Source organism: Nocardioides sp. NPDC000445, assembly GCF_040300245.1.
Lineage (GTDB): Bacteria > Actinomycetota > Actinomycetes > Propionibacteriales > Nocardioidaceae > Nocardioides.
Map to the genome: position 1 here is coordinate 321,797 of NZ_JBEPDH010000003.1, position 22,010 is coordinate 343,806.

The window sequence follows — 22,010 nt, forward strand, 5'->3', positions numbered from 1 at the left end:
GGCTCCTCAGGAGTTGGGGGTGTGCTGGAGGAAGGCGGGCCACTCGCCGCCGCCGTCGACGGCGAGGACGGCGCCGGTGACGTGCGCGGCGAGCGGGGAGGCGAGCAGGAGGCAGGCGTCGCCGACCTCTTCGGGGGTCGCGAAGACACCGCGCGGGATGGTCGCGGCCACCGCAGCGCGCTGCTCCGGGCTGCCGTAGTGGTCCTCTGACCCCGGCGTGGCGACGAGCCCGCAGGAGATGGCGTTGACGCGTACGTCCGGGGCCCACTCGACCGCGATCGACCCGGTCAGGCTCTCGACGGCCGCCTTCGCCGCGCCATAGACCGCGGTCCCGGGACTGGGCCGCCGTGCCGAGATCGAGCTGATGTTGATGACGGAGCCGCGAGAGGCCTTCAACGCCTCGTACGCCGCCTGGCTGACGTAGGCGGTGGCCAGGAAGTTGAGCGCCGAGATCTTCTCGTGCAACCGCGGCGACGCGGTCGCGAAGTCGGCGTAGGGCGCGCCACCGGCGTTGTTGACCACCACGTCGAGCCGCCCGAGCCGCGAGGTGATCGCCGCGATCCACGCCGCGACCTGCTCCGGATCCCGCACGTCCACCTGGGAGAAGACCGGCTTGCGCCCGTCGATCACCGGAAGCTCAGCCGGAGCAGTCCGGCCGCAGATCTCGACCTCCGCACCGGCCTCGAGGAACCGCGCGACGATCCCGGCGCCCACGCCGCGCGCGCCACCGGTCACCGCGACCACCTTGCCGCTGAAGTCGATCTCGACTGCCATGTGCGGCAGTCTAGAGCGGCTACCAAGCAAATGCTAGGTTGATGGTCGCAGTGACCGGATCAGAGGGTCAGGCGCAGCGCCTCAGACGCAGTGCACGTCCACCCAGTAAGTGTGGTCTCCACTCATGTGCTTCTTGACCTGGATCGGGACGGTGACCGAGCCGTTCGCGTCGGGCAGGAAGGTCTGCCCGGCGTAGTGCACGTCATCGATCTCGCAGCCGACCTGGTCGGTCACGGTGATCTTGTGCAGACCCGCCTCAGCGGCCTCGACGTGTGCCTCGTGGAACGCGAGGACCGCCGGGTTGTACTCGGAGTACTTCACGTTGTGAGCACCCAGGGTGTCGGTCCACTCGGCAGCCAGACCGTCGATGAACGGTCCACCGTGGCGTGAGAACCGGGTGTCGATCTCGACGATCGCCCGTGCCTTGACCTTGAAGTTGTCGGTCTTGCTGTCGGACGGGACGAAACCGTGCCGGTTGCCCGGAGCGGTCGGGTCGAGCGCGTCGTACGGCGTCAGCCAGACCTTGTACTCGCCACCGTTGTTCGGGGTGTCGAGGTAGGGGAAGAGCTGCACGGTGATGCCGCCGTCCTCGGCGTCGGTGCCGGTCGCGTGAGCGCAGGCACCACTCGGGGCGACGCTGACGAAGCGCCCGCTGTCGTCGACCTCGACCAGACGGCACTCGACGGCGTCGGTGGAGAGCAGCGTCTTGCCGGAGGGATCGGTCACCTGGAAGGCGTAGATCCCGGCAGGCAGGCCGGCGGCGTCATCGGGAGCGTTGATGCCAGGACCGCCGTTGAGATAGACGTCCTGCTTGGCGGCGTAGTGGTTCAGGTTGACGGGCGCGCCGGTTACGTCGGTGGTGAAGATCGCGCCGGAGAGCTGCAACAACGGTGCAGACGAGGCCGGCATCGACCAGAGCGCCGCCGCGGCGACCCCCGCCGCGACCGCACAGACGAGCTTTCGGATCATGGGTTTCCCCCTCAGATAGATCGGACCTCGAGTCTTTGACGCGCCTCGGTAAAGGCCGCCGCCCGACCCCCGGGTATCACCCGAACCGGGTAGGCGCACGGACTGTGTGATGGGCCACCTCGGCACCATCACCAGGAATACCGGAGAGTCCCTCCGTCTTGGGTCAGAAGTGGATCGAGGCCACCGGCCTCGGCAGACCTGAGAGGAACTTGTTGTGACCACGACCGCCGTCGACACCTTCACGGACGTGATCCGCTCGCGCCGTTCCGCGCGAGCCTTCCTGCCCGACCCGGTGCCCGCCGACGACATCCGCGGTGTGCTCGAGGACGCCCAGCGCGCTCCGTCGCACAGCAACACCCAGCCGTGGGAGGTCCATGTCTTCTCCGGTGACGCCCGCGAGCGCCTCAGCGAGGCGATGCTCAAGGCGTTCGAGGCCGGCCAGATGAGCCCCGACTTCACCACGACGTACGGTGCCGACGACAGCGTCCACGTCCAGCGGTCCCAGCAGACCGGGGCCGTCCTCTACGGCGCCCTGGGCATCGCCCGTGAGGACGTCGCGGGCCGCACCAAGGCCGTCGCCGAGAACCTTCGCTTCTACGGCGCTCCGCACGTGGCCCTGCTCTTCGTGCCGGAGCTCGGCGATGTCGTACGCGCTGCCAACGACGTCGGCATGTACGCCCAGAACTTCCTGCTCTCGCTCACCGCCCGCGGCTACCACGGCGTGCCCCAGGGCATGCACGGCCTCTTCGCCGACACCGTCCGCGACCACCTCGGCCTGCCCGCCAACCGCAAGCTGCTCTACGGCATCTCGTTCGGCACCGCCGACCCCGACGCCGCGGTGAACCGGCTCGACGTCGGCCGAGCCCCGCTCGACGAGCACATCGTGCTGCACGACACCTCGCTCTGAGCCGGCGTAGTCTCGCTGGTCGAGCCGCCGGAGCCGCTAGGCGAAGGCGTGTCGAGACCAACACAGTCCCCTCGGCGCTCGATTCGACTGTGTTGGTCTCGGCACGCTCGCTGGCGCTCGCGGCTCGACCGACGCATGTTCGACCAGCGGTTCAGCCCGCCGCCACCACACCCCGGATCTCCGCCACAGACGTACGCTGCGCCCGACCCGCCGCGAAGAGGCTGACCGCCACCGCGAGCAGGAGCCAGAGGACCAGGCCGCCGACCGGCGCAGCGACCGCGGCACCGCTCTGCGCGACGGCGACCCCGCGGAGCGCCTCGGCGGCGAGCGGGACCGGCAGGATGCCCGCGAGCGCACCGAACGGCGCGGACGCGGTGGCGACCGGCAGCAGCCCGCCGAGGGAGACGAGCTGCAGGGCGAGGAAGCCGAGCGAGATCAGCCAGCCACGGCGCTGGCCCGCGAGCGCGACGACGGCCTGGTGGACCGTGACGAACACCGACGCGGCGAGCACCGCGATCCCGACCGTGGCGAACGGCCACGCGAGATCGGCGCCGAGAAGCGCAGCGGCAGCCACGAGGAGCACCGCCTGCGCCAGCCCGACGAGAGCCGCCGGCCACAGCCCGGCGAAGGTGAGCCGCCGCGCCGTGAGCGCCTCCCGCAGCCGCCCGGCAGGGAAGGCCGGACGGAGCAGGTAGATCGCGAGCGCACCGAGCCACAGCGCCAGCGCGATCACCGCCGGCGCCAACCGGGTCGCCCCCGAGGTGGAGGTCTCGGAAGCGACCGAGACCTGCACCGGGTCGGCGACGACCTCGGCCTGCTTCTCACCGGGAACCGCGATCTGCGAGGCACCGTCGTCGAGCCCCGAGGCGAGCGAGTCGGCGCCCTCGGTCAGCGAGGACGTACCGGAGGCCAGCGAGTCGGCGCCGGAGGCCAGCGAGGCCGACCCGCTCTCGAGCTGCTTGGTCCCGGAGGCGAGCTGATCGGCTCCGGAGGCCAGAGCGGTGGCGCCGTCGTTGGTCTTGCCGAGGCCGGATTCGAGCTCACGCGCCCCCTTGGCGAGGCGGGCGTTGGCGTCGGCGACCTGGGACGCCCCGGACGCAACCTTCCCGGCGCCGTCCGCCGCCGACGAGATCCCTCCGCTCAGCTCAGGAGCCGCCTGCGACAGAGCAGAGGCCCCCGAGGCGACCTGCTCCGCGCCTGCGGCGAGCTGGTCTGCCTGCCCGCCACCGGAGCCGACCGCCGCGGCGGTGGCGCCGCACAGCTGTGGCTTGGAGGCCGCGAGCAGCGGGTCGCTCGCGCAGGCCTGCGCCCATCCCTTGGCGAGCTGGGTGTAGCCGGCCACTCCCTCCGACACCTGTGAGGCACCGGCGGCGAGCGACGAGGTCTGCGACGGGAGCCCGGCGGTCGACCTCTCGAGCCGGTTCAGCCCGCCACTGAGCTCGTCGGCTCCGGCAGCCAGCGAGGAGGCGCCCTTCGACGCCTTGCCCGCTCCCCCTGCCAGCGATCCCGCACCCGACTCCAGCCGCGCCGTCCCGCCCGCGAGCGTGTCGAGCCCGCCCGCGACCTGCGAGGCGCCGTCGGCAGCCCCGGAGGCACCCGAGCTGAGCGACCGAGCGCCGTCGGCGACCTTCCCGGCCCCCGAGTCGGCGGCAGCGGCCCCGTCGGCGAGCTGGTCGGCACCGTCGGCGGCGTCGGTCAGGCTGGTCTTGAGCTTCCCGGTCTCGTCCCGGACCCCGTCGAGGTAGGTCGTCGTGACCGTACGCCCCAGGGTCGACGCCGACTGCCGCGCGACCTGCCGGGCGATCTCGGCGGTCACCTCGCTGGAGGCGTCGGAGGCCTCCACAGTGACCCGGCCGGCGCTCGGGTCGCTCCCCTGCACGCCGGACAGCGTCTTGGACAGGTCCTTCGGGATCGTGATCACGGCCGCGTACGTCCCGTCCGCGTAACCCTCCCGCGCGTCCTCCGCATCGGTCAGCTCCCAGCCGAGCGTGGGGCTCGCGGACGAGCCCGAGGAGGAGACGAGGTCCGCGGCCAGCGCCCGGCCGGCGTAGACCGTCTGCTTGTCCTTCCCGCTCCCCGTCGTCACCGGCTCGTCGAGGTTGACCACCGCGGCGGGCACCTTGTCGAGGTTCTCGGTGCGGTCGCTGAGCGCGACGAGCGCGAGCGCCGTCACGACGACCGGCAGCAGGATCGCGGCCGCCACCAGGCGGCGGCCCGACCACCATGATTTCGTACGTTTCATCGGACTGTCTCCAGGTCGGCGACCGAAGCCGCAGGGTCGGTGAGCTCAGGATCGGGTGAGGTGCGTGCGGGCGCGGCATGCGCGAGCGCCTCCGCGACCTGCGGCACCGCGGGCAACGACGGCATCCCGAGCAGGACCGTCGTGCCCCGTGAGGTCAGCGCGGACAGCGCGGCGAGCTGCCCGCTGTCGAGCGAGGTCGGGCTGTCGATGGCGACCAGCGCAGGCACGCGCCGGGCACCCACGAGCCGGAGCGCCTCCGCGACGTCGCTGACGAGAGCGGCCCGAGCGCGTACCGCCCCCGCCTCCTCCGGCAGCAGCCGGTCGAGCACCACCAGCTGTCCGGAGAAGCCCAGCCGCCCGGTGAGGGCAGCGAGCGCGGCGGATCGCGCGACGGGGTCGGACCCATGGACGATCCCGAGCCCTCCCGGCCGCAGGTGTAGATCGAGCGGCGCGAGCGCCTCCGGCACCCCGACCTGCCGCGCCCGGACGGCGACCTCACCATTCGAGGCGACGTAGTCGGCGTGCTCGAGATGGTGGACGAGCGCCTCCCCCTCGATGTCGAGGACGGGCATCCGCCGGTCCAGCCAGCCCGGCAGCCACCAGGCACCCCGCCCGAGCAGGGCGAGCACCGCCGGCACCAGCGTCATCCGCACGAGGAACGCGTCCACGAGCACGCCCACGGTCAGCCCCAGCGCCATCGGCTTCACGATCGGGTCGCCATTGGGCACGAAGGCGGCGAAGACCCCGATCATGATGAGCGCCGCAGCGGTGACGACACGGGCGCTGGCAGCGAACCCGGTGTCGACCGACCGCCGCGCATCACCGGTGTGGACGAAGTCCTCCCGCATCCGGGAGACGAGGAACACCTCGTAGTCCATCGCGAGCCCGAAGAGCACGCCCATCAGGATGATCGGGAAGAACGCGATCACGGGGCCGACCTTGGCGACGTTGAACAGGTCGGCGCCCCAGCCCCACTCGAAGACCGCGGCGACCACTCCGAACGAGGCCGCCACCGACAGCACGTAGCCCAGCGTCGCCTTCAGCGGGACCGCGATCGAGCGGAACACGATCGTCAGCAGGATCAGCGACAGCCCGACCACGACGGCCCCGAACGGCAGGATCGCTCCCGAGAGACGAGCGCTGACGTCGATCGCGACCGCGGTCTGCCCGGTGACCATGACGTCCTCGATCCCGAACCGCTTCTCCAGGTCCGCCGAGTCCGCGCGGATCTCCTTGACCAGGGCCGCCGTCTCCGGCGAGCTCTTCTCGGTGGTCGGGTAGATCACCACCAGCCCGAGGTCGGCGGTCCGGTTCGGTGTCGCCAGCGCGACCTTCTGGATCCCGTCGTAGGCGCCCAGCGCCTTGCCCAGAGAGTCCATCACCCCGATCGGGTCGGTGGTGTCGATGATGTCCGCGGTCACGAACAGCGGCGCGTTGTAGCCCGGCCCGAAGTCGCGGCTGATCAGGTCGTACGTCTCCCGCGGAGCAGTCCCCGGCTCGGCGCTGCCGTTGTCGTTGAGCCCCAGCGCGAGGTCGCGCGCGGGGATCGCCAGGACGGCGATCACCAGCAGCGAGACCACGACGGTGAGCACCGGCACCCTGGTCACCAGCCGCACCCAGCGTGCTCCGAGGGTTGTGGCGTGAGGCCGCCCCTCCGCGACAGCCTCACGCCGATGGGCCCGAGACCCAGGCTTGGGCCGGAGCCGCTCGCCCGCGAGGGCGAGGAGCGCCGGCACGGCGGTGAGCGCGACGAGCACCGCGACCAGGACGGCGGAGGCCGCTGCGTACCCCATCACCGCCAGGAACGGGATGCCCGCGACCACGAGGCCGCACAGCGCGATGATGACCGTGACCCCCGCGAAGATGACCGCGCTGCCGGCGGTGGCGACCGCCCGAGCGATCGACTCCTCCACCCCGAGACCGGTGGCGAGCTGGCTGCGATGCCGGGCGATCACGAAGAGCGCGTAGTCGATCCCGACGGCGAGCCCGATCATCAGTGCGAGGGTCGGGGTGGTGGCCGAGATCGTGGTGGCCGCGGCGACCGAGAAGATCCCCGCCATCGCGATCGCCACCCCGAGCAGCGCGGTCAGGATCGGCAGGCCGGCGGCCAGCAGCGACCCGAACGTGATCGCCAGCACCAGCAGGGCGATGAGGATCCCGATCCCCTCGGTCGCGCTGACGTGCACCCCGGTGACGGAGTACGCATCCCCGCCCACGTGGAGCTCCAGCGAAGACCCCTCGGGCAGTTCCGCAGCGTCTTCCAGATCCGAGGTCACACCCTCGGGGAGCTCGTCGAGGCCGAGGTCGAACTGCACCGTCGCGAGCGCGTCCCGGCCGTTGTCGCTGACCGTCCTGCTGTCCTTCGCGAGCGGGTCGGTGACGGTCGCCACGTGGTCGACCTTCTCGACCGCGTCGAGCACCGCCCGGATCTCCTTGCCGTGGTCGACGATCTTCTCCCCCTCGGGAGCGACGAAGACCAGCTGGGCGGAGGTCCCGGAGACCTCGGGGAAGCGCTGCGTGAGCGCATCCAGGCCCTGCTGGGACTCGGTGCCGGGGATCGTGAAGTCGTTCTGCAGCTTGCCGCCGAGCGAGACGGTCAGCGCACCCAGGAGCACCGCGAGCAGGAGCCAGAGCGCCAGCACGGTCTTGGCGTGGCGGGCGACCTGTCGGCCGAGTCGGTAGAGGTAGGAGGACACGTTCAATACATTAACGCATTCAATACAAAAGTGTATCGTTGGCGTATGTGAGGATTGCTACATGACCGAGGTGAAGGCCCCCAGGCGACGTACGAACACCCGCGCCCGGCTGCTGTCCGCGGCCGTCGACGTCTTCGTCGAGCGCGGGGCGCGCCGGGTCACCGTCGACGACCTGGTCAGCGCCGCCGGCTACACGCGCGGAGCGTTCTACTCCAACTTCGGCAGCGTCGAGGAGGTGCTGCTCGAGGCGTTCAAGGAAGAGTCGGAGAGGCTGATCGAGGCCGTACGCACCGCCGTCGGCGAGCACAGCGACGCCGACTCGAGCGGATCACTGATCGGCGCGGCCTTCGACGCGATCCGGCCCCTCCAGGACCGCTGGTTCGTGCTGCAGAGCGAGGTGGTGCTGCAGAGCCTGCGCGACGCCGACGCGCGAGAGATCAGCTCGGCGACGTTCACCGCGCTCAGCGAGCAGCTCGTCGAGGTCGTCGACCTCGCCCTGGACCGCCTCGACCGCACCTCCACGATGCCGACCGATCTCCTCGCCCAGACGCTGATGGGTGTGTTCCTCCACAGCGTCACGATGCGTACGATCCGCCACGACGACCCGCGGGCGGACCGGCTCCTCGAAGACGCGCTGCCCCAGATCATCGATGGGCTGTCGATCCCGAGGCCCTCCGCCTAGGCTGAGGCCGATCCCACGTCTCGGGTCGACTCTCAGGGGGTTTGTCACTATGGGCGCACCAACATGGGTGTGGCTGGTCACCGTCGTCGCGATCGTCGGGCTGCTCGGCTTCGACTACGTCTTCCACGTACGCAAGGCCCACACCCCCACGTTGAAGGAGTCGGCCATCTGGTCGGCGATCTACGTCGCGATCGCGCTGCTGTTCGGCGTCGGCGTGCTGATCTTCGGCGGCGGCACGATGGGCGGGGAGTACTTCGCCGGCTACATCACCGAGAAGGCGCTCTCGGTCGACAACCTGTTCGTCTTCCTGATCATCATGACCAGCTTCCGGGTGCCCCGTGAGGACCAGCAGAAGGTGCTCCTCTTCGGGATCACGTTCTCGCTGATCGCCCGCACCGCGTTCATCTTCGTGGGCGCCGCGCTGATCAACACCTTCGCCTGGGTGTTCTACCTGTTCGGGCTGATCCTGCTGATGACGGCCGGCAACATGCTGAAGCCCGACGGCCACTCCGACGGGGAGAACGTCGTCGTACGCCTGGCCCGGCGGCTGTTCCACGTCAGCGAGCACTACGACGGCGACAAGCTCTTCACGGTGGAGAACGGCAAGCGCATCCTGACGCCGATGCTGCTGGTGATGGTGGCCATCGGCGGCACCGACATCCTCTTCGCCCTCGACTCGATCCCGGCGATCTTCGGCCTCACCCAGAACGTCTACCTCGTCTTCACCGCGACCGCGTTCTCGCTGCTGGGTCTGCGCCAGCTCTACTTCCTGCTCGACGGGCTCCTCGACCGGCTCATCTTCCTGTCCTACGGCCTGGCCGCGATCCTCGCCTTCATCGGCGTGAAGCTGATCCTGCACGCGCTCCACGAGAACAACATCCCGTTCGTCAACGACGGCGAGCCCGTGCACGTGGCCGAGATCAGCACCGGCCTCTCCCTGAGCGTCATCCTCGGCGTACTCGTCGTCACCATCGTTGCCTCGCTCTTCAGCAAGCGCGGTCGCGCGAAGAACGCCATCGCCAACGCCCGCCGGCACGCCGCCGCCTACCTCGACTCCGAGTACACCGCCGACCCGGCCGAGCGCGAGCGCATCCACAACGCCCTTCTCGCCGAGCGCGACCTCATCGTCTCCCTCGGCCCGAAGTATCTGCAGATCGCCCGCGAAGAGACCCCGCTCATGGAGCTCCTCGAAGCCGCCCTCGCCAGCCACAACGCCGCCGTCGAGCGCGGCGAGGCCACCCCAGCAGGGCCGCCGAAGATCCTGCGCAGCGAATGAGCCCCGGTTCGACTTCTAGCAGCAGACGACCTGCTGCACCGTGAACAGGCTGTCCTCCTGGCGCTGCATGTTGACGTAGCCCTGATCCACCCAGACCACCCGGAAGAGCCCGTCCCCGAGGTCCTCGACCCGCCGCTCGCCGTCGGCGTCGAGGTCGTCGAGGATGTGGTAGTAGAAGCCGTCGCCGCCGTTGGCGTCATCGGTACAGTCCCAGGCAGCCGGGTCGTCGAGGTCGGGCATGTAGAGGCCCGCGGCCTCGCAGTCCCCCGCCTGGAGCGCATCGACGAACCGGACGGCCGCGGTCTCCGCGCCGCTGACCGGCTGCCCCGCCGTAGTCTCCGCGCCGCTGGCCGGCTCCTCGGCCGGACCGCGCGCCACGAACCAGGTCGCGGCGCCGCCCAGCACCAAGGCGGTGACGACGGCGGCCCCGACGAGGACCGCGTTGCGCCGGCCGCGCGCGGGCGGCTGCGGCTGCGGTTGCGGCGTTGGGGACGGCGAACGGAGCACGGTCTGCGCGTCCGATGGTGGAGGTACGGCGACCGCCCGCCCCTCGGCCGCGGCGGTGAGCGCTGCGGCGAAGCTCCCCGCGTCCGGCCAGCGGTCCTCGGCCCGCGGCTCCAGGGCCCGCATGATCACCGCCGACACCGTGGCCGGCACGGGCGCGACCGTACCGAGCTCGGGAACCCGGGAGACGACCGTCAGCGCCGGCGCGGGCGAGCGGCCCGCGAACATCGCCCACGCGACCGCACCCAGGCTGCGTACGTCGGCACGATGGTCGATCGGCAGCGACTCGTCGAACTGCTCGGGCGCCATGTAGGCGGGCGTCCCGATCTGCCTCGTCACCTCCGAGTGCTGGTCGAGCGCGCGGGCCACGCCGAGGTCGGCGACCATCGCGCGCAGCCGACCGTCGGACCCGCCGGTGAGCAGGATGTTGGCCGGCTTCACGTCGCGGTGGATGACCGAGCGCACGTGCAGCGCGTCGAGGCCGGCCGCGGCCTGTGCCACCAGGTCGGCCACCAGCTGTGGCGGCATCCCCTGAGGGTGCTGGGTGATCAGCTCCGCGACGCTGCCCGCGTCGGCGTACGCCATCACGAAGTAGGGCGCTCCCTCCGGCGTCTCGCCGATGTCGTGGACCGAGACGACGTGGGGCGAGTCGACCGACCGGAGGAAGCGCGCCTCCTGCAGAAACCGCTCCCGGATGTCGGCCGCCTGCGTCCATTGGGCGCTGAGCACCTTCACAGCGACAGGCGAGTCGAGGTCCGGGTCGTGGTAGAGCCACACCTCGGCGAATCCGCCGGAGCCGAGCGGCTTGACCTGGCGCAGGCGCCCGAGGATCTGGGGAAGGGTCACCGGCACATTATGAGGCCGCGTCAGAGCTCTTCCGGCGGTGCCATGCGGTAGACGAACTCGCCGAGGCCCGACTGCGAGATCGCGAAGATCGTGCCGGCGAGGCCTTCTTGAGTCGCGGCCATGCTCAAGTCGCCCAGACGGACCGCCTCGAATCCGGCATCGTGGCTGAGCCGGCTGACGACGTCGTCGGCCTGGTCGTCGCCGGACCACAGGTTGCTCGGTCGTACGCGAGCACCGGCGACCCGGCCGAGGAGCGAGGCGAAGTTGGTGCTGAACGCCTTGGCCGTGGCGCCGCCGGTGACCGACTTGACGTACTCGGCGTTGGAGGAGAACCCGGCCGGAGGCCGGGCGCCGCCGTAGAGGTTGGTGGCGTCGAGCACGGTCTTGCCCTCGAGCCCGGTCACCGATGACAGTGCTGCCTCTACCGCGGCTCCTGGGACCGCGAGCAGCACGGCTTCGGACCTACTGGCGTCACCGCCGTCTCGCCCCAGCCTGAGCACGCGGTGGCCGGCGCGCTCCCACAGATCGGCCAGTCCGCCGCCGATGTTGCCGCGCCCGATCACTGTGATGTTCATGCCGACCACGACCTCTCCTGGTGCTCGACGACGCGAAGGGCGCCGGAGGGGCAGCGACCGATCACCTCTCGCAGGGTCTGAGCGGTCCCCTCCGAACCGGCGTGCGCGGGGTCGATCCACGGCCGAGCGGAAGGATCGAAGACGGAGGGCATCCCCCGTACGCACTCGGCCGCGTGCTGACACACATCACCGTCGAAGGAGACGTCGACCACGGGGCCGGTGTAGGTCTTGCGCGCCATGGTCAGTCCTTCGCCGTCGACGGGGGCACTCGCTTGACGAGTGCGACGTACTCGCGGTGGTTCCCGATCCAGCCCTTGATGAAGGGGCACAGCGGCATCACCTTGCGCTCGCTGCTGTCGCGGACGTCGTCGAGCGCGAACCTGGCGATCGCGGAGCCGACGCCTTTCCCCTCGTACGCCGGGTCGACCTCGGTGTGGGTGAACACGATCAGGTCAGTGGCGAGGATGTACTCCGCGAACCCCACCACGGTTCCGTCCACACGCGCTTCGTAGCGCAGACGCTCCGGGGCGTGTGTCACCTCGATGTCGATGTCTGTCATCACTCGTCCCCTTGCTCGGTCTGCATATTTGTTTGTGCGCACAAACAACCTACCTGAGCAGACAAGGCTGTCCGGGCAGAGACCGATGATCAGCGACCTCGGCGGCGAACCGGCGGTCCAGCCTCAGCCTGAGCGATCGCCGCGAGAGCATCGGCGAACGCCACCAGGTCGACGTTCTGGAGATGATCCATCACGTGGCGCCGGACGCTCTCCAGGTGCACCGGCCACGCCTTCTTCAGACACGTCAGTCCGGCCGGGGTCAACCGCGCCAGCTGGCCGCGACCGTCGGCCGCCGAACGGACCCGCTCGACCAGTCCCGTCCGCTCCAACCGCTCGACGACGCGGGTCAGCCCGCTGACCGAGATCGCCACATAGTTGGCGAGCTCGCTCATGCGCAACGAGCGCTCGGGTGCCTCGGACAGGTTCATCAGCACGGTGTACTCCGTGAGACTCAGGCCCTCCGACTGCATGAGATCGGAGTCGAGCACCCGCGGAATCACCACGACCGCCCGCCCCAGCGCACGCCAGGCAGTCTCCTCCTCGGGCGACAGCGGGCGTACCTCCCCAGCTGCTGTACGCCGACCGTCCATACCCACGAGGCTAGCGGGTAGTTGCTTGACGTAATAACGATCCGGGCAGCCGAAGGCACCCAGGACTCAGGCGACGTGGCGGCTCCGGAAGGAGGTCGGCGAGGTCCCGTGGAGCCGCTTGAAGGCCGCACTGAGGGCGAACGGGTTGGCGTACCCGACGCGGGCGGCGATCGCCGACAGAGTCAGATCCGTGCCGATCAGCAGGTCCGCGGCCAAGGCGAGACGCCACCGGGTCAGGTACGCCAACGGCGGCTCACCGACCTGCTCGGTGAAGCGTCGCGCCAGTGCGGCTCGCGAGAGACCGACCTGCTCACCGAGGCCGGCGACCGTCCAGGGCAGCTGCGGGTGCTGTTCCATCGCTCGCAGCACCGCGGCCACCGCATCATCGGCCGGAAGGGCCGGGGAGGCCGAGAGCACCTCACGCACCGCTTTGACCACGAGTACGTCCAGCAGTCGGTCGAGCAGGGCCGCCTGGCCGGCCTCCTCACGCACCAGCTCTGCGGACAGGAGGTCGACAACGGCAGTGTCGAAACCGCGAAGCACCACGCTGGTCGGCAGCCGGGACAGCAGCAGCGAGCCCACCGACGTCTCGCGCTCATAGTTCCCGATGAGCATCACGGTCGCCTCCGGCGAGCGACTGTTCCCCCAGGTGCGTACGCCCAGGGCCAGCTCCTCGGCCAGCAGGGCACCGCTCGGGTCGACACAGACCTGACCCGGGAGGATCCGGATGTCGGCGGGGCGATCGGCCGAGTCGGCGATGACATAGGTCGCGGGCCCGCGGCACACGATCACATCACCTGCCGCCACGTCCTGCGGACCCTCGCAGCCAGTGAAGACCGCCCTGCCGCGTGCGATCGCAATGACCGTGAGCGGCACCTCGTCCTCGGCGGTGATCGACCACTCGCCGGCGAACACCGCCTTCAGCAGGAAGGCGGCCTGGGCGCGCGGACCGTCCATGAGCAGATCCAGTGACGACATGGTGAGACGATAGCGCATGCTGCCTGGAGCCAGGCGTATTCCATCGTCGCTCGCCGCAGGCCAGATTAGAGGCATGACAACTCTCATCACCGGCGCCACCGGCAAGACCGGCCAGCGCGTCGCCCGCCGCCTCCACACCCTCGACCACGACGTACGTGCCGTCACCCGCCACTCGGCACCCCGGTTCGACTGGCACGACCAGACCACCTGGTCCGAGGCCGTCGACGGCTGCGCATCGGCCTACCTGACGTTCCAGCCCGACCTCGGCCTGCCGGGTGCCGACGAGATCATCGGTGCCTTCGCCGCCCAGGCGGTCGCCGCCGGCTGCAGTCGGCTCGTGCTGCTCTCCGGCCGCGGCGAGGAGGGTGCCCAGCGAGCCGAGCAGGCCATGATGGCCTCGGGCGCCGAGTGGACGATCCTGCGTTCGGCCTTCTTCCTGCAGAACTTCACCGAAGGTGCGTTCGCGGACGAGCTCGCGGCTGGTTCGCTCACCATGGTCGAGCACAACGTCGCCGAGCCGTTCGTCGACGCCGACGACATCGCCGACGTCGCCGTCGCAGCCCTCCTCGACAAGGGCTACGTCGGCCGCGTCCTGGAGCTCACCGGGCCGCAGCTGCTCACCTTCGAGGAGGCCGCGCACGCCATCGGCGGACCGGCCGTCACCTACCGGCCCGTCCCCACCGAGGACTACATCGCGGTCCTGACCGAGGCGGGGTTGCCGGCCGCAGACGCGGCCGGACTGGCGTACCTCTTCGAGGAGGTTCTCGACGGACGCAACGCGTACGTGACCAGCGACGTCGAGGCTGTCCTGGGCCGCGCGGCTCGAAGCATCGACGACCTCGGCCGGGGTGAGCAGTCATGAGCGAGGTCGTACTCACCGGCGCGAGGCTGCTCAACGGCGTCACCGCCGGCATCTACATCGCCTTCCTGGTCGCCTTCATGCCGGCGCTGCACGGCCAGCCGGACGAGGTCTACGCACGGGTCATGAACCGGCTCAACGTGGTCATCGTCAACCCGGTGTTCCTGGCCTTCTTCCTGGGCGCTCCGCTCCTGGCCCTGGTCCTCCTCGGCTGGCACCGGACCCCGATCTCCATCAGCGCCGCCGTCCTGGCCGTAGCCGCCGTCGTCATCACGTTCGCGGCGAACCTGCCGCTGAACGACGCCCTGGCCAACGGCGGCGCCGTGTCCTCGTTCGAGAAGCCGTGGCTGGTCTTCCACACCCTCCGAACCCTCACTGCGACCGGTGCCTTCGTCCTGCTCAGCCTGCCCGCGGCGGTCATCCGGTAGAGGCCCGCGGCCTCACAGCATGCCGGTGAGGACGCCGCCGTCGGCGCGGAGGGCGGCGCCGTTGGTGGCGGACGACAGCGGGCTCGCCAGGTAGACGGCAAGGTTCGCGATCTCGTCCGGCTCGATGAAGCGCTGCAGCAGCGACGTCGTGTTGCCCGAGGCGACGGCGCTCTTCAGCTGCTCTGCCGGCATCCCCTGGCCCTGGGCGATGCTCTCGATGGCCGCCGCGACGCCGTCGGAGTACGTCGGCCCGCCGAGGATCGTGTTGACCGTGACATTCGTGCCACGAGTGAGCTTGGCCAGGCCGTTGCCCAGGGCCAGGGCCCCGGCCTTGGTCACTCCGTAGTGCGTCATGTCGGCAGGAACGTTCACCCCCGACTCGCTGCTGACGAAGATGATCCTCCCCCAACCCGCGGCCAGCATCGCGGGCAGCGCATGCCGCGACAGGCGGACCGCGCTCATGAGGTTGACCTCGAGGTAGCGCTGCCAGTCGTCGTCGGAGATGTCCGCGAAGGCCTTGACCTCGAAGATGCCGACGTTGTTCACCAGGACGTCGACCTCGCCGAGCCTGCCCATCAGCTCGCGCACCTGACCGGGATGAGCGAAGTCGGCGGCGATCCCCGACACATCAGCGGTCGGGACGAGGGCACGGAGCCGCCCGACGGCATCGTCCACCCGATCGACGGTGCGTCCGTTCAGGACCACGGCCGCGCCCTCCGCAGAGAGCGCCCGCGCGACGGCGAAGCCGATGCCCTGCGTCGACCCGCTCACGAAGGCCCTCTTGCCGTTCAGAGCCATGTCCATCTCGTCTCCTCCATCGGCCGACTCCGGCCACTTTGACTTGCTCAGGAAAGTCAACAGTAGGCAGATTGACTTGCTTGAGCAAGTCAATCGAGCAGCTTCGCCCCCTCCAGATGCCGTACGCTGCCGCCATGCCCGATCACAGTCCCGCCGACTCGACCGCCCCGCTCACCGGCGAGGACCTGGAGGCATGGGCCGCTCTGGCGACCGTGCTCGAGTGGCTGCCGCCGGCGCTGGACAGCCAGCTCCAGCGCGACGCGGAGCTCACCCACTTCGAGTACGGCATCCTGTACGCCCTCGCAGAGTCGCCCGAGCACACCCTCCGCATGAGCGTGCTGGCCGGGTACGCCAACAGCACACTGTCGCGGCTCTCACGAGCCGCCACGCGCTTGGAGTCGCGAGGGTGGCTGCGCCGCACCCCCGACCCGGCCGACGGGCGCTACACCCTGGCCATCCTCACCGAGTCCGGCGCGGAGAAGGTCCGCCAGGCCTCACCCGGCCACGTGCAGGTCGTCCGCAGGCTCGTGCTCGACCGACTGACGGCATCACAGACACGACAGCTGCGCGAGATCGGCCGCCGGATCATGCAGGGCATCCGCGAGGAGGAAGGGTGGGTGCCCGCGACCGACGCCGGACCGTGACAGGCGGCGCCGGAGCGTTTCTCCATTCCGGCAACTGGTCCCTTGGCGGCGGTCTGTGGACTTGTCCCCACCAGCCAGCAGCGCCCCACCCCTCGTCATCAGCGAAAGAACTGGCCTGGAATGGAGGTACGCCGGCCTACTTGGCTCGCCGGAGCTGGTGGCGGATGAGAAGCACGATCAGGACGAAGGCGACGGCCAGGCCGACAAGGAACGTGGCAACGACGGCGAGGCCGAGCAGCCGTTCGGGCACGGGCGGCGTCAAGGGCGAGAGCTCGGTCATGGCGGGAACGGTAGCGCTTCGATGGGCTCGAGGTTGCGGTAGCGGTTGACCGGCTTGGGGTAGGTGATGTCGACCCACCCGGGCGCGCCACTGTCTTCGTCAACGGCCTCGACAACCCGATCCATCCGAGGTCGGCCTACGCCCTCTTGGTTCAGACAGTCGAGACGCACAACGCGACGAACAAACACCAGGTCTGAGGACGACCGCGGCGACGACTCCGCAGAGGGCCGCTGACGTGCCGCTGAAAGCAAAGGGGGAAGCAAGCGCTCTCGTCGGGGCTCTTTGAGGATATGAAGAAGGCCCCTGACCATGCGTTCTGCCTTGTCAGGGGCCTTCTCGTATGCGCGCCCCGGGCAGATTCGAACCCCAAACCTTCTGATCCGTAGGCACTTGACGACCGTCCGCCCGGGTCCTGTCCACGCTCAGCGCTACCTCTCGCCGGCCTCGAGTTTCCGGAATCGTCCGGGATCATCCGGGGACCCTGTTAGCAGAAGCGTTAGCAACCTCCCTCTCACGCTGGGAGTCCGTACCGCGGGGGCGGAGCGCAACCCATGCCGGCACCTGGCCCCATTGGCGGGGGTCTGGGGGCTTGCCCCCACGCTGCCCAACTCCATCTTGCCTCGAGGTGTCGTGGGGCGTGTCCCTGCCGACAGCAACCCCTCCTCCTCCCTCGTCATCAGCCAACAACCTGTAATTGCGACCATCCCGAGCTCGCCCTCCTCTACCGTTGTGTGCATGAGTCGCGTGAAGAACCCGCAGGAGAAGAAGCGGCTGAGCCTTGAGCGCGACCGACGTCCGAACTACGGCAACAACGACAAGGCTGCCCGCAAGGCGGTTCCTTTTCGGAAGGCCGGGGTGAACCGTGCCAACCGGCGAGCTGATGCGGTGGCCTTGTCGGAGGCGCTCGGTGCTCCGGATGAGGAGGTCGAGGCTGGCGTCGAGGACTCGGTGCTGGGTCGACGGCGGAAGGTCTGGCGGAAGTGGCCGAATCTGCGGCTGGGGACGAAGGTCGCGGAGAAGCTGGGCGATGAGGAGTACGTCGATCCGGAACTCGGGTGGCGTCGCCCATATCGGTGATTGTCTCGGTTGTGGAGAGTGAGCGCTTGGTCTACGGACTGGGCGCTCTTCTTCATTTGCGCGGCACGTAGGGGGACCGGCCGCCAGGCCGCACGCCCCCGGAGGCCGCGCACGCGGCCGGAGGCCGCCTTGAGTCAGTAGAGAAAGTTCTCACGAAGCAACGTCGGGCGCTGCCGTGCTCCGTCGACTGATGTGCGACACGCATCCGTCAACTGATCTGCGACACCGGTCGTGATCGGCTGCTTGAGTCCGGCAGACCGCAGGAGCTGCTCGGGTCAGGCTGGTCGGAGAATCGAACAGTCGTCGCTCACGAGAGCCACGGCAACGCCGTGCTTGGCGGCCAAAGTGATGAAGGTCGTACGTGCCTGCGACGCTGCGCCCCACCGGAAACACACGTAGACCAACGAGGTGCCAAAGGTGTACTCAGCGCGGCCGACCGCGAGGTTGGCGTTGCCATCGAAGTCGTCATCCGTCGGCGCATCAGGCCCCAGTGACGGAAATATCTGTCTCATGTCGTTGTAGAACGCTCTGAGCTCCGGCGTCGTGACTGCTGGATCCTCATAAGAATGGTCCTCTGCCCACTCGGTCTGCTCATCCCACCAAGTGAGAAAGTCTGCGTCTGTCACGGCGTTCGGGTCGAAGGCGAGGACGTCGTAGCTCATGATCCACAGACCGTAGCGGCCTCGTCGGACACTTGGGGCCGGCGATCCGCCCGCCTAGGTGTGTCGCAGATCAGTTGTCGGAGATCTGTCGCAGGTCAGTTGGCGGACCAGAGGGCCGGGCGACTCGATCGATCCGGCGCGCTGCATCTTCGACGCTGTCTCGCTTGTATCGATCCTGACGTCTGCGGTCGGGAGCCTCGGCGTCTCGCGCCATGCGGCGAGGCGCTCGTCGAGGCGAACTCCTGGCGCTGTGCTGGTCTGACGTCGACTGGACGGGCAAGTCCATCTGCATCCGTGCATCGGCTGGTCTAGTCGAGAACCAGCGCCTCGAGGGATCCACCAAGAGCGGCCGGGAGCGCCGGGTGTCGCTCGACGACGTGACGCTTGCCGCTCTCAAGGCCCACCGTAAGGAGCAGATGAAGGACCAGGCCGTTGCCGGTGAGGCGTGGGAGGACACCTGGCTCGTCTTCGTCAATGGACTCGGTATGCCGATCTACCCGACCGGTCCGACTCAGCGGCTCGCCAAGACGATCGAGGAGTACGCCGGCACCAATGACGCCAAGCCGAAGGCCACCCGCGGTCCCTCACTCCCCCACATCCGGTTCCACGACCTCCGGCACGTCCACGCGACCTTGCTCCTCAAGGCCGGCGTGCCCGTTCACGTCGTGGCTGCGCGCCTGGGCCACGCTGACCCCTCGGTCACTCTGCGGGACTATGCCCACGTGATTCCGGAGCAGGCTGCCGAGGTCGCGGACCGCTTCGCCAACCTCGTCGACCAGGACGACAAGGGCACCGACGAGCACGGCGACGAGACCGAAGAAGGCCGCTGAAACCGTGGACCTGTTAGCAGAGCGTTAGCAAGCGCCCTCACGCCGGCGCTCCTTGCGGATATGAAGAAGACCCCCAACCAGGCGTTTCGCCTGGTCAGGGGTCTTGGTCACACTTACACACGTTCTGCGCGCCTGTAGGGATTCGAACCCCAAACCTTCTGATCCGTAGTCAGATGCTCTATCCGTTGAGCTACAGGCGCAGTGTTACCGAAGCAACGTGTAGAAGATTAGCGGATGATGGTCCGTGACCAGAAATCGCCACGTGTGAGAAGATCTGGCGCTAGCCACAGCATCGGGGAGGTGGAGCGTGAGCAAGCGTCAACCCACGCCGTCCGGCGAGGAGAAGAACGTGACCGACGAGGGACGCACGCCCGGGACGCGTGCACTGCTCGAGGCCAAGGGCATCGAGCTCTTCGAGCTCATCGCGGACTTGGGCGGGATCTCCACGTCGGATCCGCGCATCGGCGACGGTGGCGAGTTTGCCGGCGCTCTGACTGCTCTCGAGGACCTGGGACTCGTCCGCAAACCCGATGACGCACCGGATACCTGGGTGACCGTCGACCCAGCCACCGTCCAAGCTCAGATCGTTGCGCCCATGACCCAGGAGGGCATCCGGCTTCTTCAGGAATCAGCTGAGTGGGCCAACGACTTCACCGCATTGCGTAGTGCCTGGCGGCGCTCGGCGCCAGACGATCAGCGCGGTCCGTTCACCTATGTCCACGCTCCGGCGATTCAGCCATTCATCGACTCTCTCGTATCGGAGTGCGAGTTTGAGGCCCTGACCGCCCAACCCCAGAACCGGCGTGGCGTGGGAAGCATTCTGGAGAACGCCATCATCCGAGACACAGCGTTGATCAAGCGCGGAGTCCAGATGCGCACGCTTTATCAGCACGCAGCGAGACGAAGCAGCGAGACCAGGGAGTACGTCTCCGCCGTCTCCGCGGCAGGCGGAGAGGTTCGCACGCTCGACGAGTTCTTCAACCGGATCATGATCTTCGACCGAAGCATCGCGATCATCCCCAGTCCTGACGGCGTCGACACCGCCGTCGCCATTCGGGAGCCGTCGGTGGTCGCGTACCTCATCGACGTGTTCGAGCGCGCATGGGAGCGAGCCCGGCCGTTCACGATGAGCGACTCATCGACCCTCAGGGACATCGCCAGCGAACAGAGGTCGATGACGTTGCGCATGCTCATCGAAGGTCACTCCGATCCGGCGGCATCAAAGCGCCTCGGCGTGAGCCCGCGAACCTACGCAGGATACGTCGCCGACCTCAAGGACGAGTTCGACGCCGAGACCCGCTTTCAGCTCGGATACGAGATCGGGCGAAGCGGGACTGGCGAGATCGACGACTGAACGGTTCGGTCGGAGCGCCAACGTCGCTCCGACCCAACTCTCAGACGCCCCAGCCGGTGTCTGCCTTGAGAGCCTTAACGGACGTCCCGCTGATACCCCAGCCCGTGTCGCCACCCGAAGCCGAAGTGTTCTCCGTAGGTGCCACGATGGTGCCCCACCCGGTGTCAGCCTGGGCAGGAGCAGTGGCGAACATGCTGAGAACAACTGTGGCGGCCGAGGCCAGCGCGAGCGCAGCCGCGGTGCGTACGAACTTCATGTTCTTCCTTCCTGGTCTCGAGGCCGACAGGTGCCGAGAGGCCTACGGATTGATTATTGTGCACGTCACGGCGTTACGGATAGTTCACGTTCCGGCGTACGGTCTATTGCATTGCATGAAATTGCAGGTCAGAGATGCGTTTGGCCCCCTCAAGAAGGGGGCCAAACGCATTGAAACTGGCGGAGGCGGAGGGATTTGAACCCTCGATGGGGTTTAAGCCCCAAACTCGATTAGCAGTCGAGCGCCATAGACCGGACTAGGCGACGCCTCCATACCGCTCGAACAGGCTACAAGACCCGCAGTCCTGGGACCAATCAGGGCGCGTCGGACGAACCCGCAGTGGTGTCGAGAGGCTTGATCGTGGCCTTCAGATAGACCTGCAGCTCGCGTACGAACTGCTCTCGGTCGATGCTGAGGATGGTCACCGGGATCGTGGTGGCGCCGCCCTTCTTGAGCCGGAGCTCCAGGCACGGCGTGCCGCCAGGCATGGTGGTCACCGCCTCCTGGATGTCGACCCAGCGAGCCTCGCGGACACCGGCACCTCGCACGAACGCGACCCGGTAGCCCTGGGCGCTGGCGCGCAGGACGTACGCCTTGTTGCGAAGCCACCAACCGAACCCGATCACCGCGGCGACGCCGACGACGAGCGGGATGAAGATCCACGCGAAGTCGATCCGGGCCGCGATCACGACGGCAGTGCCGGCGAAGACCAGGAGCGCCAGGCCGACCATGGCGGCGCCGACGAGGCGGGCCTGCACGGATGGAGCGAGGCGGTAGTAGGTGAGCTCAGCAGATGACACGCTCTCCATTGTGGCCGACACGGGAGCCGAGAGCCGCATCGGCTTGCTCCTTTACGTGACCTAGGTCACAATCTGGTCATGACAGGTGTGCTTCCCAATATGTCGGATGCTCTTCGGGCCCTGGATACCGCTATCGCCGCTCCCCGCCCGGGGGCCAACGTCGGTCTCTGGCGCTGGTCGGTGCGCCAGCGCCTCGGAGGCGTACGTGAGGCGTTGCTGGTCCTCGACACCGGTCAGGAGTGGCATGCCCTCACCGATGTCAGCGCGCTCCGCGACCGCGGAACTCTGCTGAGCAGGCTCGCCGTCCTCGCCGACGACGTGCTCGACCGCACCGACCTCGAGGATCTCCTCCTCGAGCTGCGCCGGCTGATGATCGACGTGGATCGGCACCTGCAAGAGGTCTAAGTCTCAAGACGTCCAGCTG

At 68.7% G+C, this 22,010-nt stretch carries 25 protein-coding genes and 2 tRNA genes; 10 read left to right on the top strand and 17 right to left on the bottom strand.

Features of this window, described 5'->3' with window-relative positions; all coding sequences use genetic code 11:
* Nucleotides 1–6 precede the first annotated feature (6 nt).
* Nucleotides 7–774: an SDR family oxidoreductase gene (locus ABT304_RS06115; protein WP_350713795.1), complete on the bottom strand. Its 768-nt coding sequence runs from the start codon at nucleotides 772–774 to the stop codon at nucleotides 7–9.
* Between the two features lie 81 nt (nucleotides 775–855).
* Nucleotides 856–1,743 carry a hypothetical protein gene (locus ABT304_RS06120; protein ID WP_160026248.1) on the bottom strand — a complete coding sequence of 296 codons (888 nt, stop codon included), beginning with the start codon at nucleotides 1,741–1,743 and terminating at the stop codon, nucleotides 856–858.
* 214 nt (nucleotides 1,744–1,957) lie between these two features.
* Here ABT304_RS06120 and ABT304_RS06125 point away from each other — a divergent pair, with 214 nt between their 5' ends.
* Nucleotides 1,958–2,650: a nitroreductase gene (locus tag ABT304_RS06125; protein ID WP_350713796.1), complete on the top strand. Its 693-nt coding sequence runs from the start codon at nucleotides 1,958–1,960 to the stop codon at nucleotides 2,648–2,650.
* A gap of 151 nt (nucleotides 2,651–2,801) precedes the next feature.
* Here the strand turns inward: ABT304_RS06125 and ABT304_RS06130 are convergent, their stop codons facing one another.
* The gene (locus ABT304_RS06130; protein WP_350713797.1) at nucleotides 2,802–4,892 is read right to left on the bottom strand and encodes a YhgE/Pip domain-containing protein; all 2,091 of its coding nucleotides are present in this window, start codon (nucleotides 4,890–4,892) and stop codon (nucleotides 2,802–2,804) included.
* Nucleotides 4,889–7,588 carry an MMPL family transporter gene (locus tag ABT304_RS06135; protein ID WP_350713798.1) on the bottom strand — a complete coding sequence of 900 codons (2,700 nt, stop codon included), beginning with the start codon at nucleotides 7,586–7,588 and terminating at the stop codon, nucleotides 4,889–4,891. The genes ABT304_RS06130 and ABT304_RS06135 overlap by 4 nt, the downstream gene beginning before the upstream one ends.
* 61 nt (nucleotides 7,589–7,649) lie before the next feature.
* Between ABT304_RS06135 and ABT304_RS06140 the strand changes: the two genes are divergently transcribed.
* Both ABT304_RS06140 and ABT304_RS06145 read left to right on the top strand, forming a co-directional pair.
* Entirely contained in the window at nucleotides 7,650–8,270 is a 621-nt protein-coding gene (locus ABT304_RS06140; protein ID WP_160026244.1) for a TetR/AcrR family transcriptional regulator, read from the top strand.
* Nucleotides 8,271–8,319: 49 nt separating this feature from the next.
* On the top strand, nucleotides 8,320–9,546 hold the full coding sequence (locus ABT304_RS06145) for a TerC family protein (protein WP_350713799.1): 1,227 nt from the start codon (nucleotides 8,320–8,322) through the stop codon (nucleotides 9,544–9,546).
* Nucleotides 9,547–9,561: 15 nt separating this feature from the next.
* Here the strand turns inward: ABT304_RS06145 and ABT304_RS06150 are convergent, their stop codons facing one another.
* From ABT304_RS06150 to ABT304_RS06175, 6 genes are all read right to left on the bottom strand, one after another.
* A complete protein-coding gene (locus ABT304_RS06150) occupies nucleotides 9,562–10,896 on the bottom strand; it encodes a serine/threonine-protein kinase (protein ID WP_350713800.1) in 1,335 nt (444 codons plus the stop codon).
* Nucleotides 10,897–10,916: 20 nt separating this feature from the next.
* Nucleotides 10,917–11,471, bottom strand: a complete 555-nt coding sequence (locus ABT304_RS06155) for an NADPH-dependent F420 reductase (protein WP_350713801.1) — start codon at nucleotides 11,469–11,471, stop codon at nucleotides 10,917–10,919.
* Nucleotides 11,468–11,710 carry a (4Fe-4S)-binding protein gene (locus ABT304_RS06160; RefSeq protein ID WP_350713802.1) on the bottom strand — a complete coding sequence of 81 codons (243 nt, stop codon included), beginning with the start codon at nucleotides 11,708–11,710 and terminating at the stop codon, nucleotides 11,468–11,470. Before ABT304_RS06160 ends, ABT304_RS06155 begins: the two co-directional genes overlap by 4 nt.
* 2 nt (nucleotides 11,711–11,712) lie before the next feature.
* Nucleotides 11,713–12,030 (bottom strand): GNAT family N-acetyltransferase, encoded by a 318-nt coding sequence (locus tag ABT304_RS06165; RefSeq protein ID WP_160026239.1) that lies wholly within the window; start codon nucleotides 12,028–12,030, stop codon nucleotides 11,713–11,715.
* Nucleotides 12,031–12,119: 89 nt separating this feature from the next.
* Nucleotides 12,120–12,620 carry a MarR family winged helix-turn-helix transcriptional regulator gene (locus ABT304_RS06170; RefSeq protein WP_160026238.1) on the bottom strand — a complete coding sequence of 167 codons (501 nt, stop codon included), beginning with the start codon at nucleotides 12,618–12,620 and terminating at the stop codon, nucleotides 12,120–12,122.
* 66 nt (nucleotides 12,621–12,686) lie between these two features.
* The gene (locus tag ABT304_RS06175; protein WP_350713803.1) at nucleotides 12,687–13,598 is read right to left on the bottom strand and encodes an AraC family transcriptional regulator; all 912 of its coding nucleotides are present in this window, start codon (nucleotides 13,596–13,598) and stop codon (nucleotides 12,687–12,689) included.
* A gap of 73 nt (nucleotides 13,599–13,671) precedes the next feature.
* On the opposite strand from ABT304_RS06175, the gene ABT304_RS06180 reads away from it, so the two are divergent.
* Nucleotides 13,672–14,460: an NAD(P)H-binding protein gene (locus ABT304_RS06180; protein ID WP_350713804.1), complete on the top strand. Its 789-nt coding sequence runs from the start codon at nucleotides 13,672–13,674 to the stop codon at nucleotides 14,458–14,460.
* Nucleotides 14,457–14,885, top strand: coding sequence for an anthrone oxygenase family protein (locus ABT304_RS06185; protein WP_350713805.1), 429 nt, complete (start codon nucleotides 14,457–14,459; stop codon nucleotides 14,883–14,885). Before ABT304_RS06180 ends, ABT304_RS06185 begins: the two co-directional genes overlap by 4 nt.
* Nucleotides 14,886–14,897: 12 nt before the next feature.
* Here ABT304_RS06185 and ABT304_RS06190 read toward each other — a convergent pair whose 3' ends face one another.
* The gene (locus ABT304_RS06190) at nucleotides 14,898–15,689 is read right to left on the bottom strand and encodes an SDR family NAD(P)-dependent oxidoreductase (protein ID WP_350713806.1); all 792 of its coding nucleotides are present in this window, start codon (nucleotides 15,687–15,689) and stop codon (nucleotides 14,898–14,900) included.
* A 128-nt stretch (nucleotides 15,690–15,817) separates the two neighbouring features.
* On the opposite strand from ABT304_RS06190, the gene ABT304_RS06195 reads away from it, so the two are divergent.
* Nucleotides 15,818–16,327 carry a MarR family winged helix-turn-helix transcriptional regulator gene (locus ABT304_RS06195; protein ID WP_350713807.1) on the top strand — a complete coding sequence of 170 codons (510 nt, stop codon included), beginning with the start codon at nucleotides 15,818–15,820 and terminating at the stop codon, nucleotides 16,325–16,327.
* A 136-nt stretch (nucleotides 16,328–16,463) separates the two neighbouring features.
* Here ABT304_RS06195 and ABT304_RS06200 read toward each other — a convergent pair whose 3' ends face one another.
* A complete protein-coding gene (locus ABT304_RS06200; RefSeq protein WP_350713808.1) occupies nucleotides 16,464–16,607 on the bottom strand; it encodes a hypothetical protein in 144 nt (47 codons plus the stop codon).
* A gap of 735 nt (nucleotides 16,608–17,342) precedes the next feature.
* On the opposite strand from ABT304_RS06200, the gene ABT304_RS06205 reads away from it, so the two are divergent.
* Entirely contained in the window at nucleotides 17,343–17,684 is a 342-nt protein-coding gene (locus ABT304_RS06205) for a hypothetical protein (RefSeq protein ID WP_350713809.1), read from the top strand.
* A 275-nt stretch (nucleotides 17,685–17,959) separates the two neighbouring features.
* Here the strand turns inward: ABT304_RS06205 and ABT304_RS06210 are convergent, their stop codons facing one another.
* Nucleotides 17,960–18,346 carry a hypothetical protein gene (locus tag ABT304_RS06210; protein WP_350713810.1) on the bottom strand — a complete coding sequence of 129 codons (387 nt, stop codon included), beginning with the start codon at nucleotides 18,344–18,346 and terminating at the stop codon, nucleotides 17,960–17,962.
* Nucleotides 18,347–18,558: 212 nt separating this feature from the next.
* Here ABT304_RS06210 and ABT304_RS06215 point away from each other — a divergent pair, with 212 nt between their 5' ends.
* Nucleotides 18,559–19,176 (top strand): tyrosine-type recombinase/integrase, encoded by a 618-nt coding sequence (locus ABT304_RS06215; RefSeq protein ID WP_350713811.1) that lies wholly within the window; start codon nucleotides 18,559–18,561, stop codon nucleotides 19,174–19,176.
* A gap of 127 nt (nucleotides 19,177–19,303) precedes the next feature.
* Here ABT304_RS06215 and ABT304_RS06220 read toward each other — a convergent pair.
* A tRNA-Arg gene (locus ABT304_RS06220) sits at nucleotides 19,304–19,376 on the bottom strand.
* Between the two features lie 107 nt (nucleotides 19,377–19,483).
* Between ABT304_RS06220 and ABT304_RS06225 the strand changes: the two genes are divergently transcribed.
* On the top strand, nucleotides 19,484–20,530 hold the full coding sequence (locus tag ABT304_RS06225) for a LuxR family transcriptional regulator (RefSeq protein ID WP_350713812.1): 1,047 nt from the start codon (nucleotides 19,484–19,486) through the stop codon (nucleotides 20,528–20,530).
* A 40-nt stretch (nucleotides 20,531–20,570) separates the two neighbouring features.
* Here ABT304_RS06225 and ABT304_RS06230 read toward each other — a convergent pair whose 3' ends face one another.
* The 3 genes from ABT304_RS06230 to ABT304_RS06240 form a co-directional block, all read right to left on the bottom strand.
* Nucleotides 20,571–20,786, bottom strand: coding sequence for a hypothetical protein (locus ABT304_RS06230; protein ID WP_350713813.1), 216 nt, complete (start codon nucleotides 20,784–20,786; stop codon nucleotides 20,571–20,573).
* 177 nt (nucleotides 20,787–20,963) lie between these two features.
* Nucleotides 20,964–21,057: transfer RNA gene (locus ABT304_RS06235), tRNA-Ser, on the bottom strand.
* A gap of 43 nt (nucleotides 21,058–21,100) precedes the next feature.
* Nucleotides 21,101–21,595 carry a hypothetical protein gene (locus ABT304_RS06240; protein WP_350713842.1) on the bottom strand — a complete coding sequence of 165 codons (495 nt, stop codon included), beginning with the start codon at nucleotides 21,593–21,595 and terminating at the stop codon, nucleotides 21,101–21,103.
* A gap of 90 nt (nucleotides 21,596–21,685) precedes the next feature.
* On the opposite strand from ABT304_RS06240, the gene ABT304_RS06245 reads away from it, so the two are divergent.
* Nucleotides 21,686–21,991, top strand: a complete 306-nt coding sequence (locus ABT304_RS06245) for a hypothetical protein (protein ID WP_160026227.1) — start codon at nucleotides 21,686–21,688, stop codon at nucleotides 21,989–21,991.
* The last annotated feature ends 19 nt before the right edge of the window (nucleotides 21,992–22,010 follow it).

Bases quoted from the DNA above. Each gene is read 5' to 3' on its own strand.
- ABT304_RS06115 (WP_350713795.1), bottom strand. From the start codon at position 774: ATGGCAGTCGAGATCGACTTCAGCGGCAAGGTGGTCGCGGTGACCGGT.
- ABT304_RS06120 (WP_160026248.1), bottom strand. From the start codon at position 1,743: ATGATCCGAAAGCTCGTCTGTGCGGTCGCGGCGGGGGTCGCCGCGGCG.
- ABT304_RS06130 (WP_350713797.1), bottom strand. From the start codon at position 4,892: ATGAAACGTACGAAATCATGGTGGTCGGGCCGCCGCCTGGTGGCGGCC.
- ABT304_RS06140 (WP_160026244.1), top strand. From the start codon at position 7,650: ATGACCGAGGTGAAGGCCCCCAGGCGACGTACGAACACCCGCGCCCGG.
- ABT304_RS06145 (WP_350713799.1), top strand. From the start codon at position 8,320: ATGGGCGCACCAACATGGGTGTGGCTGGTCACCGTCGTCGCGATCGTC.
- ABT304_RS06155 (WP_350713801.1), bottom strand. From the start codon at position 11,471: ATGAACATCACAGTGATCGGGCGCGGCAACATCGGCGGCGGACTGGCC.
- ABT304_RS06160 (WP_350713802.1), bottom strand. From the start codon at position 11,710: ATGGCGCGCAAGACCTACACCGGCCCCGTGGTCGACGTCTCCTTCGAC.
- ABT304_RS06165 (WP_160026239.1), bottom strand. From the start codon at position 12,030: ATGACAGACATCGACATCGAGGTGACACACGCCCCGGAGCGTCTGCGC.
- ABT304_RS06170 (WP_160026238.1), bottom strand. From the start codon at position 12,620: ATGGACGGTCGGCGTACAGCAGCTGGGGAGGTACGCCCGCTGTCGCCC.
- ABT304_RS06175 (WP_350713803.1), bottom strand. From the start codon at position 13,598: ATGTCGTCACTGGATCTGCTCATGGACGGTCCGCGCGCCCAGGCCGCC.
- ABT304_RS06180 (WP_350713804.1), top strand. From the start codon at position 13,672: ATGACAACTCTCATCACCGGCGCCACCGGCAAGACCGGCCAGCGCGTC.
- ABT304_RS06185 (WP_350713805.1), top strand. From the start codon at position 14,457: ATGAGCGAGGTCGTACTCACCGGCGCGAGGCTGCTCAACGGCGTCACC.
- ABT304_RS06190 (WP_350713806.1), bottom strand. From the start codon at position 15,689: ATGGACATGGCTCTGAACGGCAAGAGGGCCTTCGTGAGCGGGTCGACG.
- ABT304_RS06195 (WP_350713807.1), top strand. From the start codon at position 15,818: ATGCCCGATCACAGTCCCGCCGACTCGACCGCCCCGCTCACCGGCGAG.
- ABT304_RS06200 (WP_350713808.1), bottom strand. From the start codon at position 16,607: ATGACCGAGCTCTCGCCCTTGACGCCGCCCGTGCCCGAACGGCTGCTC.
- ABT304_RS06205 (WP_350713809.1), top strand. From the start codon at position 17,343: ATGAGTCGCGTGAAGAACCCGCAGGAGAAGAAGCGGCTGAGCCTTGAG.
- ABT304_RS06210 (WP_350713810.1), bottom strand. From the start codon at position 18,346: ATGAGCTACGACGTCCTCGCCTTCGACCCGAACGCCGTGACAGACGCA.
- ABT304_RS06215 (WP_350713811.1), top strand. From the start codon at position 18,559: ATGCGGCGAGGCGCTCGTCGAGGCGAACTCCTGGCGCTGTGCTGGTCT.
- ABT304_RS06230 (WP_350713813.1), bottom strand. From the start codon at position 20,786: ATGAAGTTCGTACGCACCGCGGCTGCGCTCGCGCTGGCCTCGGCCGCC.
- ABT304_RS06240 (WP_350713842.1), bottom strand. From the start codon at position 21,595: ATGGAGAGCGTGTCATCTGCTGAGCTCACCTACTACCGCCTCGCTCCA.
- ABT304_RS06245 (WP_160026227.1), top strand. From the start codon at position 21,686: ATGTCGGATGCTCTTCGGGCCCTGGATACCGCTATCGCCGCTCCCCGC.